General features: G+C 36.6%; 18 protein-coding genes and 1 tRNA gene. 8 read left to right on the top strand and 11 right to left on the bottom strand.

Features of this window, described 5'->3' with window-relative positions:
- Positions 1–178: 178 nt before the first annotated feature.
- Positions 179–266, bottom strand: a tRNA-Ser gene (locus ABN080_RS01010).
- Positions 267–448: 182 nt separating this feature from the next.
- Here ABN080_RS01010 and tusE point away from each other — a divergent pair.
- A complete protein-coding gene (tusE, locus tag ABN080_RS01005; RefSeq protein WP_072069726.1) occupies positions 449–778 on the top strand; it encodes a sulfurtransferase TusE in 330 nt (109 codons plus the stop codon).
- Between the two features lie 38 nt (positions 779–816).
- Here tusE and ABN080_RS01000 read toward each other — a convergent pair whose 3' ends face one another.
- Positions 817–1098 (bottom strand): acylphosphatase, encoded by a 282-nt coding sequence (locus ABN080_RS01000; protein ID WP_072069637.1) that lies wholly within the window; start codon positions 1096–1098, stop codon positions 817–819.
- A gap of 197 nt (positions 1099–1295) precedes the next feature.
- Here ABN080_RS01000 and hspQ point away from each other — a divergent pair, with 197 nt between their 5' ends.
- The gene (gene hspQ, locus ABN080_RS00995; RefSeq protein WP_181879868.1) at positions 1296–1616 is read left to right on the top strand and encodes a heat shock protein HspQ; all 321 of its coding nucleotides are present in this window, start codon (positions 1296–1298) and stop codon (positions 1614–1616) included.
- A gap of 79 nt (positions 1617–1695) precedes the next feature.
- Here hspQ and ABN080_RS00990 read toward each other — a convergent pair whose 3' ends face one another.
- Entirely contained in the window at positions 1696–2109 is a 414-nt protein-coding gene (locus ABN080_RS00990) for a CoA-binding protein (protein ID WP_072069638.1), read from the bottom strand.
- Positions 2110–2246: 137 nt separating this feature from the next.
- Between ABN080_RS00990 and ABN080_RS00985 the strand changes: the two genes are divergently transcribed.
- Positions 2247–2705 carry a methylglyoxal synthase gene (locus ABN080_RS00985; RefSeq protein WP_072069639.1) on the top strand — a complete coding sequence of 153 codons (459 nt, stop codon included), beginning with the start codon at positions 2247–2249 and terminating at the stop codon, positions 2703–2705.
- A 2-nt stretch (positions 2706–2707) separates the two neighbouring features.
- On the opposite strand, the gene helD is transcribed toward ABN080_RS00985, so the two are convergent.
- On the bottom strand, positions 2708–4759 hold the full coding sequence (helD, locus tag ABN080_RS00980; RefSeq protein ID WP_349440142.1) for a DNA helicase IV: 2052 nt from the start codon (positions 4757–4759) through the stop codon (positions 2708–2710).
- 113 nt (positions 4760–4872) lie between these two features.
- Between helD and yccS the strand changes: the two genes are divergently transcribed.
- Positions 4873–7041 carry a YccS family putative transporter gene (gene yccS, locus ABN080_RS00975; protein ID WP_349440141.1) on the top strand — a complete coding sequence of 723 codons (2169 nt, stop codon included), beginning with the start codon at positions 4873–4875 and terminating at the stop codon, positions 7039–7041.
- A 75-nt stretch (positions 7042–7116) separates the two neighbouring features.
- Here yccS and ABN080_RS00970 read toward each other — a convergent pair whose 3' ends face one another.
- Positions 7117–7725, bottom strand: coding sequence for a TfoX/Sxy family DNA transformation protein (locus ABN080_RS00970; RefSeq protein ID WP_349440140.1), 609 nt, complete (start codon positions 7723–7725; stop codon positions 7117–7119).
- 230 nt (positions 7726–7955) lie between these two features.
- Here ABN080_RS00970 and sulA point away from each other — a divergent pair, with 230 nt between their 5' ends.
- Complete coding sequence (gene sulA, locus ABN080_RS00965) at positions 7956–8507, top strand: SOS-induced cell division inhibitor SulA (RefSeq protein ID WP_349440138.1); 552 nt, start codon at positions 7956–7958, stop codon at positions 8505–8507.
- 349 nt (positions 8508–8856) lie between these two features.
- A complete protein-coding gene (gene ompA / locus ABN080_RS00960) occupies positions 8857–9948 on the top strand; it encodes a porin OmpA (RefSeq protein ID WP_196553322.1) in 1092 nt (363 codons plus the stop codon).
- Between the two features lie 185 nt (positions 9949–10133).
- Here ompA and matP read toward each other — a convergent pair whose 3' ends face one another.
- Entirely contained in the window at positions 10134–10595 is a 462-nt protein-coding gene (matP, locus tag ABN080_RS00955; RefSeq protein ID WP_072069645.1) for a macrodomain Ter protein MatP, read from the bottom strand.
- 364 nt (positions 10596–10959) lie between these two features.
- On the opposite strand from matP, the gene ABN080_RS00950 reads away from it, so the two are divergent.
- Positions 10960–12702, top strand: a complete 1743-nt coding sequence (locus ABN080_RS00950; RefSeq protein ID WP_349440137.1) for an AAA family ATPase — start codon at positions 10960–10962, stop codon at positions 12700–12702.
- Positions 12703–12785: 83 nt separating this feature from the next.
- On the top strand, positions 12786–13304 hold the full coding sequence (gene fabA / locus ABN080_RS00945; protein WP_349440136.1) for a bifunctional 3-hydroxydecanoyl-ACP dehydratase/trans-2-decenoyl-ACP isomerase: 519 nt from the start codon (positions 12786–12788) through the stop codon (positions 13302–13304).
- Positions 13305–13683: 379 nt separating this feature from the next.
- Here fabA and rmf read toward each other — a convergent pair whose 3' ends face one another.
- From rmf to pqiA, 5 genes are all read right to left on the bottom strand, one after another.
- Entirely contained in the window at positions 13684–13854 is a 171-nt protein-coding gene (gene rmf / locus ABN080_RS00940; RefSeq protein WP_023581348.1) for a ribosome modulation factor, read from the bottom strand.
- Between the two features lie 466 nt (positions 13855–14320).
- Positions 14321–14734 (bottom strand): ASCH domain-containing protein, encoded by a 414-nt coding sequence (locus ABN080_RS00935; RefSeq protein WP_072069648.1) that lies wholly within the window; start codon positions 14732–14734, stop codon positions 14321–14323.
- 90 nt (positions 14735–14824) lie between these two features.
- The gene (pqiC, locus tag ABN080_RS00930) at positions 14825–15397 is read right to left on the bottom strand and encodes a membrane integrity-associated transporter subunit PqiC (RefSeq protein WP_349440135.1); all 573 of its coding nucleotides are present in this window, start codon (positions 15395–15397) and stop codon (positions 14825–14827) included.
- Positions 15397–17049 carry an intermembrane transport protein PqiB gene (pqiB, locus tag ABN080_RS00925; RefSeq protein ID WP_340895855.1) on the bottom strand — a complete coding sequence of 551 codons (1653 nt, stop codon included), beginning with the start codon at positions 17047–17049 and terminating at the stop codon, positions 15397–15399. Before pqiB ends, pqiC begins: the two co-directional genes overlap by 1 nt.
- Positions 17042–18331, bottom strand: a complete 1290-nt coding sequence (pqiA, locus tag ABN080_RS00920; RefSeq protein ID WP_349440133.1) for a membrane integrity-associated transporter subunit PqiA — start codon at positions 18329–18331, stop codon at positions 17042–17044. The genes pqiB and pqiA overlap by 8 nt, the downstream gene beginning before the upstream one ends.
- Positions 18332–18345: the final 14 nt, after the last annotated feature.

The following is an 18345-nucleotide window of genomic DNA, read 5'->3' as shown; positions in this document are numbered from 1 at the left end:
ATAGGGAATTTGTATAGGGTAATTCTATACAAAAAACTATACAACAAGTGGTAGAGCTTTCAAGAGACGTTAAGAGACTTCAAGAGACGTTAAGAGACTTCAAGAGACAATGATTTAGTGCGAAGGTTTGATTTTACTGGGATAAGGAGACTTCAGGAGACGCTAGGAGATGTTGAGATGGCGGAGGAGGAGAGATTCGAACTCTCGGATGGTTTCCCATCGGCGGTTTTCAAGACCGCTGCCTTCAGCCGCTCGGCCACCCCTCCGCAATGGGGAGCAATATAAACACCTAGGCTTATATTGTAAAGGTCTTATTGTACTGTTTGCTGTAAAATTAAACGTATTACAAGTCAATGGCTTAATTAATCAACGATTTATGGGTTCTGCTTGGGTATTTTCCTTATTTTTGCTAAATTAACGCTATTATTTTTGATTGGTCATAATGCATATGTTTGTATTTAACGGAAAAGAAGTCGAGACAGATAGTCACGGTTATCTAAAAAATAGCAATGAATGGAGCGAAGATATGGTTCCAACATTAGCTGAAATAGAAGAAATTGAGCTGACAGAACAGCACTGGGAAATTATCCGCTTTGTTCGCCAATTTTATTTAGAATTTAATACCTCCCCTGCTATTCGTATGCTGGTAAAAGCCCTTGCGCAAAAATATGGCGAAGAGAAAGGCAATAGTCGTTACCTTTATCGCTTATTTCCTAAAGGCCCAGCGAAGCAAGCCACAAAACTGGCTGGTTTGCCTAAACCCGTTAAATGTATTTAAAACATTAGCTTTTAATAAAAAAATAATTAAAAGCTACATTACTCATAATGGCGGATTGAAAAATCTGCCATTGATTCATATTCACAAGGTGTGGCAGACCAAAATGTAATCTTGGCGCTTCTAGGGCCACCAGCTTCTAACCAATTTTCAAATTCTTTGAATACATCTTCCTTTGCAAACGCTCTTACTCCCACACTACCGTCGTCACGATTCCAAACATAACCTGTTATTGGTTGTTTTTTCATCCATTGATAAGTAAAAAAACGAAATCCAACACCTTGTACACGCCCTTGAATAATATATTCTCTACCTTTTTTCATATGCTCTCCTGATAGTATTGTTAAAATAAAAATTCCACTCAGGTTATTGTCTTTTCTTTATACAATAGATAATCTAATTTTGTGAGGTTCTTTATTCATAATGAAAGCAAAGGATTATATTTTTTTCAAATCCTTGATATTTCACTTTGTGCCCTCATATATATAACCAATAAGCAAGGCTATATGGAGGTGATACTATGATGACCGCCAGCAAATTTGGGATAGGACAGCAAGTTAGACATAAATTACTCGGCTACTTAGGCGTTGTTGTCGATGTGGATGCTGAATATTCCCTTGATCAGCCTAATGAGGATGATATTGCATCTAATGTGACCTTGCGAGCAGCACCTTGGTACCATGTTGTGATGGAAGATGATGAAGGACAACCTATTCATACTTATCTTGCTGAAGCGCAGATAACTTATGAAGTCTCAGATGAACACTTAGATAATGACTCATTGGATGAGCTATCGCAGTCAATTCGTAGCCAATTACAGGCTCCACGATTAAGAAATTAACCGAATAATCTAAATAAGCTGTGATCTGAATAAATATGATAATCGCCGAATTTGTTTTCGGCGATTTTATTTTGATTTCTTACCAAGGAAGGCCATGTGCTTCGATTTCTTTTTTAGGGCAACGATCCATAACCACTCGTAATCCTGCCTTTTCTGCTAACTCTTTGGCATCTTCATTAATCACATCAATTTGTAACCATAAGACTTTGGCATCAATTTCAATCGCTTCTTTTGCGATTTCTAATGCGGCAGATGATTGACGGAAAACATCAACCATATCAATCGAGACAGGAATATCTTTTAATGAGGTATAGCATTGTTGACCTAACAATGTTTGCCCAGACATACCTGGGTTTACAGGAATAACATCATAACCTTGTTCTAATAAGAATTTCATGACTTTATAGCTTGGACGATCTTCTTTGCTACTCGCACCAACAAGTGCAATTGTTTTGACACTTCTTAAAATGTCATAAATATCTGAGTCCACCATTTATATACTCCGTTCATCATGAAGATTGAAAATATTATGATACATCATAGTATCTTGATCCGTTCATAGCTTGTAAGATAAAAAAAAGGTATTTTGACAGCTGGAACAATAACTATATTTATTTTTAAAGGTATCAAATGGAACAAATTGACCGCACGCTCTTAAAAGAAAAAAATATCGCGCTTGTTGCCCATGATCACTGCAAAAGCTCATTACTTGAATGGGTTCAAAATAATCGTGAACAATTGTCTTTACATAAATTATTTGCAACAGGAACCACAGGAAATTTAATTAACCACCACACGGGCTTAAGTGTTACTCAAATGCTAAGTGGCCCAATGGGTGGTGACCAACAAATAGGTGCAATGATCGCTGAAAAGAAAATCGATATTATGATTTTCTTTTGGGACCCATTGAACGCTGTTCCTCACGATCCAGATGTTAAAGCCCTTCTACGCTTAGCAACGGTATGGAACATTCCGGTTGCCACCAATCGTGCAACTGCAAACTTTTTAATTTCATCGCCTCTGTTTTCACAAGAATCAACAATTAAAATTCCTGATTACGAAGGTTATTTAAAAGAAAGATTAAAATAATTCTAAGGTTTTCGCTGTATAGGGACACCTTGAGATTTTAGCTCTGAAACAAAACAAGATGGCTGTTGTTTATTAAATAATAGCCATACTTGTTTTTTTGCTCTTGTTAATGCGACATACATTAAACGTCGTTCTTCCGCATTAGGATAATCTTCAACTTTTGGTAATAACGCTAATTCAATAATTGATTCCCTTGCAGGTGCAGGGAAAGCATCTTTACCCTCTTGTAAACCTAAAATAATAACATAATCAGCTTGTTGTCCCTTCGATGCATGGAAAGTCATAAATTCTAAATTTAATTTAGGCCAACGTGTCTTAGCTTTTTTTAATAGCTCAGGTTTTAAATAATGATAACGGGCGAGTAAAAGGATAGTTTCATTGTCACCAACGTAACCACTCATTTTATTTAATAGATTTTCAAGCTGATCATCTGATAATAAAACAACCGCTTTTTTATTACCTTTAACCAGGCTATTTAAAGGCTTAGATAATTGCATTGGATTTTGTTGAATAAATGTATTAGCAACATCACCAATTATGTCATTAAAGCGGTAGGTCGTATCTAATGCACATTCGGCGCCTTCTCCAAATGAATGATGAAAAGAGGTCGTTAATAATAATTCTGCACCACTAAAACGGTAAATAGCCTGCCAATCATCACCCACAGCAAATAAAGACGTTTGTTTATTTTGTTGCTTTAATGCTGTTAATAATGATGCTCTAAGTGGCGAAATATCTTGAAATTCATCAACAAGTATATGTTTCCATGGGCTAATAAAACGCCCTTTTTCAATAAGATTAATAGCTTGGTGTAATAAACCGGAAAAATCTATCGCATCTTCTTCTTTTAATGCCATCTTCCATGCTTTTAATAAAGGAGATAACAATTTTAAATATTTTTTAAATGCATCTGTATATTCAGATTGTACACTTTCAATCAGTGATTTTTGGCTACCGCCTTGCATTCTTAACAAGCCAATCCAACGTTCTAACCTTACAGCAACTTGATTTTCTAATTTTTTATCATGCCAAAATTCACCTTCTGGAATATCCCAATCAAGCTCTTGAGATAACCATTCACGCCATCCCTTTGCTTGTGCTTTTTTCTGTTGGCATTGATTTCGCCATTCGCCTAATAATAATGCTCTTCTTTTTTCACTATTTATTTCAAGTTCACTAATTTTAGGTTGTTTCTTTGTCGCTTGTTGAATAATGGATAATGCTAATGCATGGAATGTTTTCGCCATAATATCGGCATTTAAACGCGCTGAGATACGTTCATTCATTTCTTGCGCCGCTTTACGCCCAAATGCCAATAACAAAATTTGCTCTGGCTGCGCTAAATTTCGACGTAATAACCATCCTACTCTTGCGACTAATACAGATGTTTTACCACTTCCTGCCCCTGCTAAGACTAAAATATTCTCTTCACCATTAATAACCGCGCGACATTGTGATCCATTGAGTGGAGATGATTCAATCGAATTAAAAAACTCCGCATGCTCATTTAGCATTTGTGTTATCCATGCAGAATTTTCTTTATTAATAAGTGATTCACCTTGTTTTAACCACTCTAAACATTGCTGATAAAGCACTTGGCAATTATCAAATTGGGTAAGGCGTTCGAGTGGAAGTGGAATAGCCGAGAAGCTTTCTTTTATAGATTGTTGAATTTCACTAAGGTTAGATTGTTTTATCCATTTATTAGATTGCGTAATTTCAGTAATATTTTGGAGTTGTTTCTCAAGAACTTGAGCACTTATTTCACTCATTTCTTGACTCCAAATTTGCCATGTCTGGAATAGATATCGATAGAACTGCTGTGTTTCCTCCCAGTCTGTTCCATGTAATCGAACCACTTTATCTTCAGGCAATAAAAATTCTAATTCGCCCCACACAATCCCTTTTTTACAGTGAATATCAATCAATTCATTAAAAGGAATTAAATACTGGTGTTTTTCACCACTGACTTCAATACCTGCATTTAACAATTTGACTCTATTATAAGGATGCTGTGCTAAACGTTGCCCCATCGGAGTGGATTTCAGTTCCATACGTAATTCCTGCAATAAATAACAATAGTCTGTTGTTAAGCTCTTTTTAATCGGTGATAAACCCTATATTCTAAGAGGTAATTATCTCCATCTTGTTTATTTAAGGGCTTTTTGTGTTCACTTTGCTAAATGGCGCCCGCCGATTTATCTATAATAGCCACTTTCTCTATTATATTCGCATAATAATCGCACTTACGGGAACGACTTTGTTTCCTTGGGTGTTAGGTCAAGAGCCTAAATATACCATTCCGCTGACTTTAGGTGTGGTCGCAGCAGCATTAACGGACTTAGATGACAGACTTGTCGGGCGTTTAAAAAACCTGGTCATTACCTTATGCTGTTTTCTTCTTGCATCAGCATCAATAGGATTGCTTTACCCTTACCCTATTTTATTCTTTTGTGGTTTAGCAATTTCAACTTGGGGATTTATTTTATTAGGTGCGTTAGGACAACGCTACGCTACCATTGCTTTTGGAGCTTTATTAATTGCCATTTACACTATGCTCGGCATGCCTATTTTCCCCGTTTGGTATGAACAACCTATTTTGCTGCTGTTAGGTGCTATTTGGTACAATTCGCTAACCTTGGTTGGTCACTTATTGTTTCCTATTCGCCCTGTACAAGATAATTTGACTCGCTGCTACCAGCAACTTGCAACGTACCTAGAGGCAAAAGCAACTTTATTTGATCCTGATATTGAAGATGACTATCAACACTCGCTTTATAGTTTGGCTATGGCAAACAGCCAGCTTATTGACACAATGAATCAAACTAAAGTCACATTATTAAGCCGACTCAAAGGTGATAGAGGTCAGCGCAGTAGTCGCTTTACGCTTCATTACTATTTTGTAGCTCAAGATATTCATGAAAGAGCAAGTTCATCTCATGTCCAGTATCAATTATTGAGTAATGAATTGCGCCACAGTGATGTACTTTTTCGTTTTCAACGTTTACTTTCTATGCAGGCTCGGGCTTGTGAGCAAGTTGCACAATCGATTCTTTGGCATAAAAAATATCAGCATAATCCCGCCCTTGAGCGTTCCATTAATTATTTAGAAAATGCCCTCCATCATTTAAAAAATACAACCTCAGAACCGCAATTAATGACTCCTTTGAATAATTTATTGCAAAACCTTCAAGGGATTGATGCTCTTTTACGCAGTATTAGCACAGAGCAGTACCAAATATCTCATGACCAAAAAGAAGAAACGCAACTTTCCGATGATGGTTTAACCGGATGGCGAGATATCGCATTAAGAATAAAAGAACATCTCACCCCTAAATCAGCGCTTTTCAGGCATGCGGTTAGAATGTCACTCGTACTTTGTATTGGTTATGCAATTATTCAATTTTTCCAATTAGACAGAGGCTATTGGATATTATTAACCAGTTTGTTTGTGTGCCAACCTAACTACAATGCAACACGTAGACGCTTAACATTACGTGTAAGTGGCACCATTATTGGTATTTTAATCGGTTTCCCTATTTTGTATTTTGTTCCCTCTATTGAAGGACAGCTGGTCTTAATCGTAATAACCGGTACGCTCTTTTTTGCATTTAGAACAATACAATATGCACATGCCACACTATTTATTACATTATTAGTTTTGCTAAGTTTTAATTTACTTGGTGAAGGCTATGATGTCGCTCTTCCTCGAATTATTGATACCTTAATTGGTTGCGCTATTGCATGGTTTGCGGTCAGTTTTATTTGGCCTGATTGGAAGTTCCGCCAATTACCTTTTGTTATTCAAAAAACAATGACAAATAACTGCTATTACCTTGATGCTATCCTTATTCAATATTATCAAGGAAAAGACAATAGTTTAGGTTATCGAATTGCTCGCCGTAATGCTCATAGTAGTGATGGTGAACTTGCTTCACTTATCTCGAATATGTCATCAGAGCCAAAAAGTTATCAAGCCTCCCAAGAGGTCGCTTTCCAGTTACTCTGTTTGAATCACACCTTGCTTAGTTATATTTCGGCACTTGGTGTTCATCGTTCTAAAATCGAAGATGAAACAGTACTTACGTTGCTTAATGATACTGTTTGTTATATCGACGCTGCTTTGCGTCGTAAAACAGCGCAAGATAAAGCATTTAAACAATCTTATATCGAGTTAATTGAACGGATCAATTCATTACCTAATGCTGATGATGGCCGAATTCAATTAGTCATTACTCAGATTCGATTATTACTAGATTTGCTCCCTCAAATCATTAACTGCATTCAAATGATTGAGCAAGGAGAAACAAACAAAGCACTTGAACCACAACATTAACATTAATACCTAATCGACGTTATTTTCTCTAATTTCATATGAAGATCAGAGAAAATAACTGTCCTTAGGTTCAGCTTATTGAAAAGATAATTCATTATACCAATCTAATAGTTCTGCTTTTAGTTGGTTAGGTAACACCGAACGATGACAACCCATTATTGCCCCCGCTAATGAAAGTAAAAGCTCACTATTTTTTAAATTATGACTGCGCATTAATTTCAAATAACAGGCTTTGGCTCCAATAAGTCGTAATTCTTCAACTTTATTAACCCCAATTTGGCTTAGTCTTTTCTCTAATATAACGCCTAAATTAGGTAAGTCTTTTATTCGACAAGGCCTTTTCCGTTGTCCTAAATACTCTTGCATGCTGTAGTGATATGACAAATCAATATATTGATCTAATTTTTTCTGATTTTCCCATAAAGAAGCTGTGATTTTATAATAACGTAACGTTATTGGTTTTCCTTTTTTCAGATATATATAGGCTTCCATTTTTGTTGCCTTATAAAGCGTCTCTAAAAAATCGCTTCCTTTTAAATAAAGTTGATTATCAGACGTGATAGCAAACATAACGTCATCAATCATTAAGCTAACACCACCAAATTGAGACTTTGTTGTTAACTCTCCATATTTCGCAATACGCGATAGTAAATGAGCCTTCCGTTGCTCAGGTAAAAATGACATTAAAACTCCAACATAAACATTGATGTTAATTTTTATCTTTGAATTCAAAAACATGCATATAAAACTTACCATAAAGACAATAAAGAATTTCCTTTTTATTGCCAATAGCTAACAACTTGAAAATAGAGATTTACATAAAATTTGAGAGGAACTTTCAAAAAATTGAGCTTGATTTAAGCGAAATTTAGAGATACTGTATATTCATACAGTATACATAGGCAGGGGTAAATATGAAAATCTCAACATCATCTCCGATAAGACAAAACACCATTCTCCAAGAGATCTCGAATGAGGTATTACCTCTATCTATCCCTTCAGCAAGGGTTACTCTGGAGAGTGATAATAAACAAGGCATGGTAAGTGAACTTCTCTACCAAAATCCACTCGTTATTAATCACATCCTTTTGCCATTACTAAAACAGTATAGCCATGAATCACGTTGGTTATTGTGGTTAAGCCCACAACAAAGACTCAATCGCTCTTGGTTGAAAAACGCAGGATTACCTCTTGATAAAATAATTCAGTTAAATCATATAAATACAATCAATACGGTTGATTTAATGGAAAAAGCGTTAATGAGTGGAAATTACAGTGTCGTTCTAGCTTGGTTACCAGAAATATCGCCAGAAGAGATGAAAAGATTAGAATCTGCTGCAAGCAAAGGTAAAAGCTTGGGGTTTATCATGCGTCAACAAATTAATACAAATATCCATTTAGAAAGTACTAATACATCTAAACGACATTTGAATTCCGTAAAAATTCATTCAATTCACTACCATTAGTGAAATTTAAGAGTTTTCCTAATACTCAGAACACCTCAATATCATTTAAGATAAGTTAAAAGTATTTCTAACCTAAATCATATAGTTACAATAATTTTAACAAAAATACAGAATCTTACCCATTGTGGAATTAGACAGATCTTTTTAAAATTTTAAGTCGAATTTTAAAGGATTACTTGTAACTTTTTAAGTTCATTGTAGACTTTATGTCGTTAAGGTTATGCTTTAAATCCCATTTTTTGGGATCATCATTTGATGAAAGCATTGGATTCCTAACAATAATTTAACCAAGGGCAAATAATAAGGCTTAAAGCCAAATGCCTAACTTGGATGATAACGAGGCGTAAAAATGAAAAAGACAGCTATCGCATTAGCAGTGGCAGTGGCAGCTTTCGCAACTGCAGCGCAAGCAGCTCCAAAAGACAATACCTGGTATACCGGTGGTAAATTAGGTTGGTCTCAATACCAAGGTACTAGCAACCATTTTGATGGTACTTCTATCGGTAATGGTAACACTCACCGTGATCAATTAGGTGCAGGTGCATTTGCTGGTTATCAGTACAACCAATACTTAGGTTTTGAACTGGGTTATGATTGGTTAGGTCGTATGACTTATAAAGGTTCATATGACAATGGCGCATTCCGTGCTCAAGGTATCCAATTAACCACTAAATTAAGTTATCCAGTAATGGAAGACTTAGACGTTTATACACGTTTAGGTGGTATGGTGTGGCGTGCAGATTCTTCTGCAACTAAAAACGCAACTTCACCAGCTCCAACTCAGAAAAGCTTCTCTAATAACGACACTGGCGTTTCTCCAGTATTCGCATTAGGTACTGAATACGCGATCACTCCAAACATCGCTACTCGTGTTGAATATCAATGGATCAACAACATTGGTGATAAAGGTACTCTGAATGCGCGTCCAGACAACGGCATGCTGAGTGTTGGTGTTGCTTACCGCTTCAACCAAGAAACTCCAGCTCCAGTTGTAGCTCCAGCTCCAGTTGTAGCTCCAGCTCCAGTTGTTGAGAACAAAACCTTTACTCTGCGTTCAGACGTTCTGTTCAACTTCAACAAATCTACCCTGAAAGCTGAAGGTCAAGAAGCTCTGAATGGTCTGTACAATGAACTGGCTAACATCGACCCAACTCAAGGTCGTGTAGTAGTTATTGGTTACACTGACCGTATCGGTTCTCAAAACTACAACCTACCTCTGTCAGAAAAACGTGCTCAATCTGTAGTTGATTACCTGGTATCTAAAGGTATCCCTGCAAACAGCATCTCTGCAGAAGGTCGTGGTAAAGAAAATCCAGTTACTGGCAACACATGTGACAACGTTAAAGCTCGTTCAGCTCTGATCGATTGCTTAGCGCCAGACCGTCGTGTTGAAATCGAAATCCAAGGTACAACTGAAGTTGTTGTTCAACCTGGTAAATAATTCAGATAGTAGAATAATCTACTGTTGATGAATTCAAAACCCTGCCACTGGCAGGGTTTTTCTTTATGGGAAGAAAAAATATACAAATTAAGAATAGAGAGGCAAAGATTGAATAAATAAAAAGAGATATGAAGTATCACAATAAAAAAGAGATGTCGTTAACACAGATAAAAAAATAATATCGATTACTTTTCTTTATCTCGTTCTAATAATTCAATTAATCCGTCTTTTAAACTATGTACTTTTAAAGCATATTGCTCTTTTCGTTCAGCATCTTCAATTAATTGTACTATTGTTTCTGATAATGTTATTCCTCGGCGTTGCGATAAAGCCGATAAGCGCTGCCAAACTTTAAACGTTAAATCTATCGATTTTTTTCGTGTATGTTGGTGCTCTGCATTAAAATATCGCTTTCTACGAGCGCGGATAGTTTGTTTCATCTTATTGGATAGATCAGGATTCATATGCAAGTCTATCCACTCTAAAACTTTTAATGGCTGTGATTCTATCAACAATAATTGCTCAACAACCTCATCAGCCGCACTTTTTTCAATATAACGGGTAATTAACTCACCTTCACGATGCTTTTTGACGAGATACGCCCACTTCCAGCCACATTCTAGATTCTCTAACTGTTGATATTTCATACAAATCCCCGTGACAACGTAACTATATACTAGCATATCAACAATTTTACAAAAATACTGCCATTGAACCGAACTTTTTTGCCTATTTTATAAGCAAAGATGTTTTGAATAATCTTTTTTTATCAATTAATAACAAGCCTTGATAAGGGATAGTTTTCTAGGCACGTTATGATAGAATCGAGCGTCGCTATAATAAAACTTAATGGCTGATTTGTTAGCTCATCATTATAAGGTCGTAGCGATACATATTCCCTGCCTATGCAGTTGATGACAGTTAAAGAACCGTCTTATTGCAGGATAGATACCCACTTATAGTGGCATCTAATAAATCTCTTTTCACTAACCAATAATAAAAACGGTAACCTTGAAAAACAACGAATTAGAATGGCAGGCGTTACGTCCTGATTACGCCTCCTACCAGACTTTCTTTCAAACAGCATCTCAATTACCTGCATCACTACTACGTGAGGTTCAGCCTCGCCTGTATGAAAGCCTACAGTGGCTAAATAATGCAGATTCAGGCCAGTTTATGCTGTTAAAAGCCGATGATTCTACCGCTTACTTTGATATGCTGACAGACACATTAACGCAATCAGAGATCAAAACCTATCCGGTTGTTGGTGCCTATCAAGCAGAATCAAATAAAATCTATTGGCAAGAAAATGTACAAGGTACATTTTCATCATCAGAATCTATTACTTGCTGCCAGTGGATAGAACCCGAACAACTCTTTGGCTCTTTCTATTGTCATAAAGATAATGTCACTGTCAGCCCAGGTCTATTACATAAAGTGAATGGCGGAATTCTTGTTCTCTCCATTAAATCTTTATTAGCTCAACCATTAATGTGGTTTCGCCTGAAAAAAATGGTTGAAGAGCAACGCTTTGAATGGCTTGTTTGGAATGATAATCAATCATTGCCTTTACCCATTGAAAGTATGCCGCTCAATCTGCGAGTGATTTTAGTTGGCGATAGACTAAGCCTTGAAGAGCTTGAATTCATGGAGCCAGAATTAAGCAACGTAGCTTTATATGGCGAATATGAATACGATATGTATTTAGAAGACGAGTCTGCACTTTCTCAATGGTGTGGTTTTGTAAATGCATTGTGCCAAAAATACCGCCTCCCTTCTTTATCAGCAGATGCTTGGGAAGTGTTATTAACACAAGCAGCAAGGCAACATGAAGATCAATTGATATTGAGCTTAGATTTAGAATGGATCTTACGTCAACTCCGTTACGCAATGCGTTTTAATCATGATGCTTATCTAAATGCAGACGCACTAAAAAAAGCAGAAGAAAATCGCTTATGGCGACATAGTTATCTGTTAGAACGTAGTCGTGATGAAATTTTGCAAGATCAGGTAATGATACAAACAGAAGGTGAAGCCGTTGGCCAAATCAATGGACTTTCTGTCTTAGATTATCCTGGTTATCCTGATTTAATTGGTGAACCTACTCGTATAACTTGTGTTGCCCATATTGGTGATGGCGAGTTTACTGATGTTGAACGTAAAGCTGAGCTTGGTGGTAATCTTCATGCTAAAGGAATGATGATCATGCAAGCTTACTTAAACTCAGAATTACGTTTAGACCAACCACAACCATTTAGCACTTCTATTGTTTTTGAGCAGTCTTATGGTGAGGTTGATGGTGATAGCGCTTCTCTCGCTGAACTGTGTGCATTAATTAGTACACTTGCACTGCAGCCGATAGATCAACAAATTGCGGTAACGGGTGCTGTTGATCAATTTGGTCAGGTTCAACCTATTGGTGGCGTAAACCAAAAAATCGAAGGTTTCTTTGATATTTGCCAGCAAAGAGGATTAACTGGATCACAAGGTGTAATTATTCCTCTCGCGAACATTCGTCATCTAGTACTAAATGAAAATGTTCAACAAGCAGTCAAAGAAGAGAAATTTCATATTTGGCCTGTAACACATGTTGCTGAAGCCATAACATTACTAACCCGTCAGCCATATTATGAAGAGCAATGTGAGCCAGAACAATCTGATGCACACTTGTTAGCTGTGATCCATGACCGTATAACACTTGCAAATAATCAAGATAGACCTAAGTTACCTTGGTTCTTACGCCTATTCAGATAATTCTGTTTCAAGTGATCGGAGTTGTTCAGCGTACAAGTGTAAGCTATTCTGTTGTCTTACACTTGATAAAGGCTATATAGACAATGGTTGATAAACGCGAATCTTATTCTAAAGAAGACCTCATTGCTTCAGGCCGTGGTGAATTATTTGGCCAAGATGGCCCACCACTGCCGTCTGGTAATATGCTAATGATGGATCGCATCATTAAAATGACTGAAGATGGCGGCACCCATAATAAAGGCTTTATCGAAGCAGAATTCGATATCAAGCCTGACTTATGGTTCTTTGATTGCCATTTCGTCAATGATCCTGTGATGCCGGGTTGCTTAGGCCTTGATGCCATGTGGCAACTTGTTGGCTTTTATCTTGGCTGGCTTGGTGGTGAAGGAAAAGGTCGTGCTCTTGGTGTCGGTGAAGTTAAATTCACTGGACAAATATTACCAACTGCAAAAAAAGTTACCTATAAAATTGATTTCAAACGTGTTATCAATCGTAGACTGATTATGGGTATCGCCGACGGTGAAGTGTATGTTGATGGTAAGCTGATTTATGAAGCAAAAGATTTAAAAGTTGGCTTATTTAAAGATACGACTGCATTCTAAGATCGGTAATTCCAAAAAATTATTATAGAAATACCGTGTAATATACAGTACACGGTATTTTTTTATCTGTACTAATAATGTATTTATTTTCTTTATAAAAAACAGATCATATTCATTTTAGTTTTTATCAATATATTTTTTCACCATTTATGGGTTTCGTTTACGTAAGAAAATAAGTACAACTGAATGTAAAAAGGCTCGCAAAATATGCAAGCCTTTTTGTATTCAATTTATAACTACTGTTTGTTATTTATACTCAAATTGTCCTGTGTTCAATGTGAGCACAGAAATATATATAAATAACCCTTATTCTGTTCGTCGGCAAAATTTAGTGATTATATTTAATATCACCATTGTTTATTTTACTACGACGGGTTATTTATTTTACCAGACTTGGGCGATCTTCCATGGCCTGTCGCCAACCTCCCAGCCAATGTGAACGCGCATCAATCGCGAAATAAGGACAAAGCTCTTTTGAACGGCCTTGCATACCAGCTTGATAACCTTTCGATAATGCTCTTGCTAAACGGTCTCGTTTCTGTCTTTTCATGTCTAGACAACCCTCACGTTCTAAGTTTAAGCGGAAAGATAATGATTGTTTTTTCAACAGCCACTATAAATTGATACGCTTTATTGAGCATTTAAGCAAGTAAAGAAGTTAATACAAATGTCATATTTGTGAAGCCGAGCTAAATTTAACTTTAATAACACTTGTTATCATTAACTTTATTTAATTAATATTTGTAGAGTTAAATTTAAGATTTAAAATAGAGATTAAGTTAACCTATTGATCTGAAAATATTTAAAAATATTTCAGATAATAACATCTATTTTTATCTTATATAATCAACAAATTAAATAAACAAAAATAATCTTTATTTTTAAAGTAATGTCAATATAAGCTATTATTAGCCGATATAACTTTTTTCTCTTTCTTTATTTATTTATAGAAAAGCCTATTAGAATTACCTTATTGTTATTAAGGAATTAGCCATCTTGGAAAGTAAAATAAGTTATTAATACCTCTTACATACTTCTATTAATTCAAACTCTTCAAATACCAACTCCATATCTTCTGAGAAATGACCTTCTCGAGTAAAAAAAGTTTTATGTCCGTCTTGCCAATATGCCAAACTTAAATCCCCTTCCCCTTCTTTCTTAGCTTGTTCTTCTGTAACTTCATTAAAACGGATTAACTGCATAGAACGTGTGCGAATAACGCAAACAGGCTCATTTTGACTATTTAAAATAATGCTAAAACCACCAATAACAGGAATAGTACTGTCACTAAAAAAACCGCTTAATGAACTACACGTTGCCGTTTTTTTTCCTTCGACCACCAGCACTGCAAGTTCATCCGCTAACTGAGCATTATCACCAAATGACCAGCTGATTGCAGAGGGATATTTCTTTTTAAGCATTTCTAACATATTGTTCCTTTTTTTATAAACAAAACCCAATATTCAACTTAAATGCAATTTAAGAGAATATTGGGTTTAAATAAATGTATGCTAGGCTAGTTAATATTGAGTTTGAATTGTTGTCGCAATATCAGAAACAACCTGCTCCCAGCCTTGCCCTAATGTACGGACTAAAGCAGGATAACCATCTTCTGTTTGTGTCAACACAAGAGAGAATGGCTGACTAATCACTTTATTATTTTCAGTATAAATCCAATCACCAGAAATGATCACTTGCCCATCATAACGACCTTGAAAGTAATTAACTGTAACTGTTAATTTTGCTAAATTATCTTCAATTGGCTGGTTCGCAACAACAGTTCCTGGTAGTGCTTTTGTTAAACCTGAAATGAGGTTCTGTTGTAATTGCTGATCAAGTGGGTTTATCCATAAATGTTGATTTGCTACGGTATAGTTAATATCTGTTGTTTGATAAACAATACCAGCATTAACCAGCATATTGGACAAACGGATCGGCTGAACCCAAATTTGAGGCCTTTTCGCTGACTGTGTTGTCGTAACTTGAGTTGATACCCCTGTTTGGTAAATATCAGGTAACTGGTAATAGGTTTTCTCAGTTTGGCTTGAACATGCCGTTAGCATCAAAACAAATATTCCAATAATGTATCTCATTATTTTTCAGCCCTCTTTGGTTCTGGATCTTTACCTTCCTTCGCCTCAAAAATTAATGCATTACTTTTATTGTTTAATGTTTTCAATAAAGGTTGCATTTCTCTTAAAACCTGATCAAGCTGCTGCATATTATCGATCATTTTTCCGTATGCCGGAGAGCCTGGTTGGAACCCTTGCATACTACGATTGATCTCTTTCAGTGACTGTTGAATATCATTAGGAAGATTTCTAAATTCATCACTGCCAATCATGGCATTTAATGCTTTCAGTGTTTCTTTTGCCTCAGTTACTGCTTTTTGGCTTTCAGATAAAGTTGCTGTCATCTCTTTAAGCATCGGTTCAACCGGAAGATTGTTGATCTTATCAAGCGATGTCATCACTTTTTGCTGAATTTGCGCTAAACCTGAGCTAACAGTAGGAATTTGTTGAAAACCAGCGACCTCTTGAGGTCCTTCCCATTTTGTTTCGTCTGGATAGAAATCAAGGTCAATATACAGAGCACCCGTTAAAAGATTTCCTGATTTTAATGAAGCTCTTAGACCATTATTAGAAGCTGAAGAGATCTCTTTAACGAAATCAAAACTTTCACCAACATCATTGGCAAAACGTTCTGGTTCAACATGGATAAGCACTGGAATACGAAAATCTTTATCAAGCGATTGTTGCATTCCTTTCGTGTAATAAGGCACTTGCACAACAGTCCCCATTCGAATTCCTCGGAATTCAACCGGTGCTCCAGCTTGTAACCCTCTTACTGAATCAGAGAAAAACATGATGTAACTGCGATAATCTGTATATAAGGAGTTTTGAATACTCTTTTCATTATCGTAGAGTTTGAATTCTGTTTTAGGTGCAATTTGTTCACCAGGTAACCAACCAGCCGGCACATCAAAACTCACGCCACCACTAAAGAGTGTAGAAAGTGATGCCATTTCAACACGCACACCCGATGAAGACATATCAAAAGCAATTCCTGAATCTTTCCAGAAACGAACATTGGATGTCACCATTTTGTCGTAAGGCGCTTTAATGAAGAGTTGATAATGCATGTCTCGGCTATCAATATTAAATTCACTGGTTTCTACAGAGCCAACTTGATAACCTCTGAATAAAACAGGATCTCCCGCATTTAACTGCCCGGCTCTTTCACTCACCAAGTTTATGCGAATACCTTTTGCATCAGGTGAAGCAAGAGGAGGTGCATCAAGAAGATTAAATTCACCTTTCTCTTTACCAGTTAGACCTGGTTGTAATTCAATATAGGCACCAGAAAGCAAGGTACCTAAACCGGTCACCCCTTCTTTACCTATTTGAGGTCTTACAACCCAAAAAGCGGTATCTGACCGTAATAGCTCATTCATACCTGTATCTAGGCGCGCATTAATAATAACACGACTAAAATTGCTATCGAGTGTAACACTTTCGACTAAACCAATATCAACACTACGACTTTTGATTTTTGTTTTACCCGCTTCAATGCCCTCAGCATTATAAGTAATTAAGGTAACTTCTGGACCTTGATGGCTGAAATGATAATAAAGTATCCATGCACCAATCAATAAGGTGACAAGCGGTATGATCCAAACTGGAGACCAGCTTTTTAGTTTGTTAATTTTTGCTTCTGTTAAAGCAGTTTCATTCTTTTCAGTCACCCTTAGGCTCCTTAATCATCGGTTTATCATCATCGGCTGTACATTTATCCCACGTCAACCGAGGATCAAACATCATTGCAGAGAACATCGTTAATACAACAACTACTGCAAATAGCACTACACCAAAATCTGGATAGATGCTCATCAGACGTCCCATTCTGACTAATGAAGCTAAAACAGCGATAACAAAGACGTCAATCATTGACCAACGCCCTACATATTCAACAACTTCATAGAGAAAATGCATTCTAGCAGGATCTCTTTTACCACTGGATTTGTGTGCATCCCAACACAGCCAAGCTATTGCTATCATTTTCAAACTTGGCACCATAATACTGGCAATAAATATCACCATCGCAACAGGATAAGAGCCATCTTCCCATAACAAAATCACCCCAGCCATAATCGTAGAGTAAAGATTATTACCTAGCGATTCGGTCACCATAATAGGCAATAAATTTGCAGGGATATAAAGAATAAGTGATGTAATCAACAGTGAGACTGTCCATTGCAAGCTTTTCGGTCTTCTTGCATGTCCTTTAACTTCACAACGACTACATTCGTATTGATCTACTGGTAAGATTGCCGTACATGAGCGACATAATCTTACGCCTTGTTTTAATCCTGGTTTACCTGATTTAATACTAGGATAATCAGGGCGTGGCTCTAGTTTTTCCCATAGTGTATGTCTATCAAGGCACTGAAAGGCGCGGATTTGAAATAAACAATACAAAACATAAGGTAAAAAGCTTAACCCTAAACCAATATCACCATAAGCCATTAATTTTACAAAACTAACTAAAATTCCCGCGAGAAAAATTTCAGCCATACACCATGATTTAAGTTGGAATAAAATACGAGATAACCAGATTTGTAATTTTCTAGGCAGTTTGATTGGGGTACACAGTAATAAAATTGCCACCATACAAAAAGCAGGCACAATTTGAACAAATAGTAAGAAAAAAGCCCCCAATTCAATGTAGTTTTCACTAAACATCACTCTTGGGATCTGCATCAATGTTACGTTATTAGCAATACCCGCAACTTCCATACTGACAAATGTAAACTGACTCGCCATCAGTAACATAAATAATGCACTGATTGCCAATGCTACAGGTTGATAAAAAGGCTGGCGCCAACGTGCCGTTAGCACTGTGTGACAACGAGGACATGTTGCTTTGGTTCCTTGCACTAATTCAGGAACACTGACCACCAGATCGCACTGAGGACATAATATTTGCTCATGCTTATGTTCATGACGATGTTGTTGACCAGAACACACAGTGACACCTCTTA

The organism is Proteus sp. fly-1089, assembly GCF_040138965.1.
Lineage (GTDB): Bacteria > Pseudomonadota > Gammaproteobacteria > Enterobacterales > Enterobacteriaceae > Proteus > Proteus vulgaris_B.
Note: the sequence above shows the minus strand (reverse complement) of the source record. Positions and strands in the feature narration are given on the sequence as shown.

Coding starts and splice junctions, on each gene's coding strand:
- tusE (WP_072069726.1), top strand. CDS start 449: ATGTTTGTATTTAACGGAAAAGAAGTCGAGACAGATAGTCACGGTTAT.
- ABN080_RS01000 (WP_072069637.1), bottom strand. CDS start 1,098: ATGAAAAAAGGTAGAGAATATATTATTCAAGGGCGTGTACAAGGTGTT.
- hspQ (WP_181879868.1), top strand. CDS start 1,296: ATGATGACCGCCAGCAAATTTGGGATAGGACAGCAAGTTAGACATAAA.
- ABN080_RS00990 (WP_072069638.1), bottom strand. CDS start 2,109: ATGGTGGACTCAGATATTTATGACATTTTAAGAAGTGTCAAAACAATT.
- ABN080_RS00985 (WP_072069639.1), top strand. CDS start 2,247: ATGGAACAAATTGACCGCACGCTCTTAAAAGAAAAAAATATCGCGCTT.
- helD (WP_349440142.1), bottom strand. CDS start 4,759: ATGGAACTGAAATCCACTCCGATGGGGCAACGTTTAGCACAGCATCCT.
- ABN080_RS00970 (WP_349440140.1), bottom strand. CDS start 7,725: ATGTCATTTTTACCTGAGCAACGGAAGGCTCATTTACTATCGCGTATT.
- sulA (WP_349440138.1), top strand. CDS start 7,956: ATGAAAATCTCAACATCATCTCCGATAAGACAAAACACCATTCTCCAA.
- ompA (WP_196553322.1), top strand. CDS start 8,857: ATGAAAAAGACAGCTATCGCATTAGCAGTGGCAGTGGCAGCTTTCGCA.
- matP (WP_072069645.1), bottom strand. CDS start 10,595: ATGAAATATCAACAGTTAGAGAATCTAGAATGTGGCTGGAAGTGGGCG.
- fabA (WP_349440136.1), top strand. CDS start 12,786: ATGGTTGATAAACGCGAATCTTATTCTAAAGAAGACCTCATTGCTTCA.
- rmf (WP_023581348.1), bottom strand. CDS start 13,854: ATGAAAAGACAGAAACGAGACCGTTTAGCAAGAGCATTATCGAAAGGT.
- ABN080_RS00935 (WP_072069648.1), bottom strand. CDS start 14,734: ATGTTAGAAATGCTTAAAAAGAAATATCCCTCTGCAATCAGCTGGTCA.
- pqiC (WP_349440135.1), bottom strand. CDS start 15,397: ATGAGATACATTATTGGAATATTTGTTTTGATGCTAACGGCATGTTCA.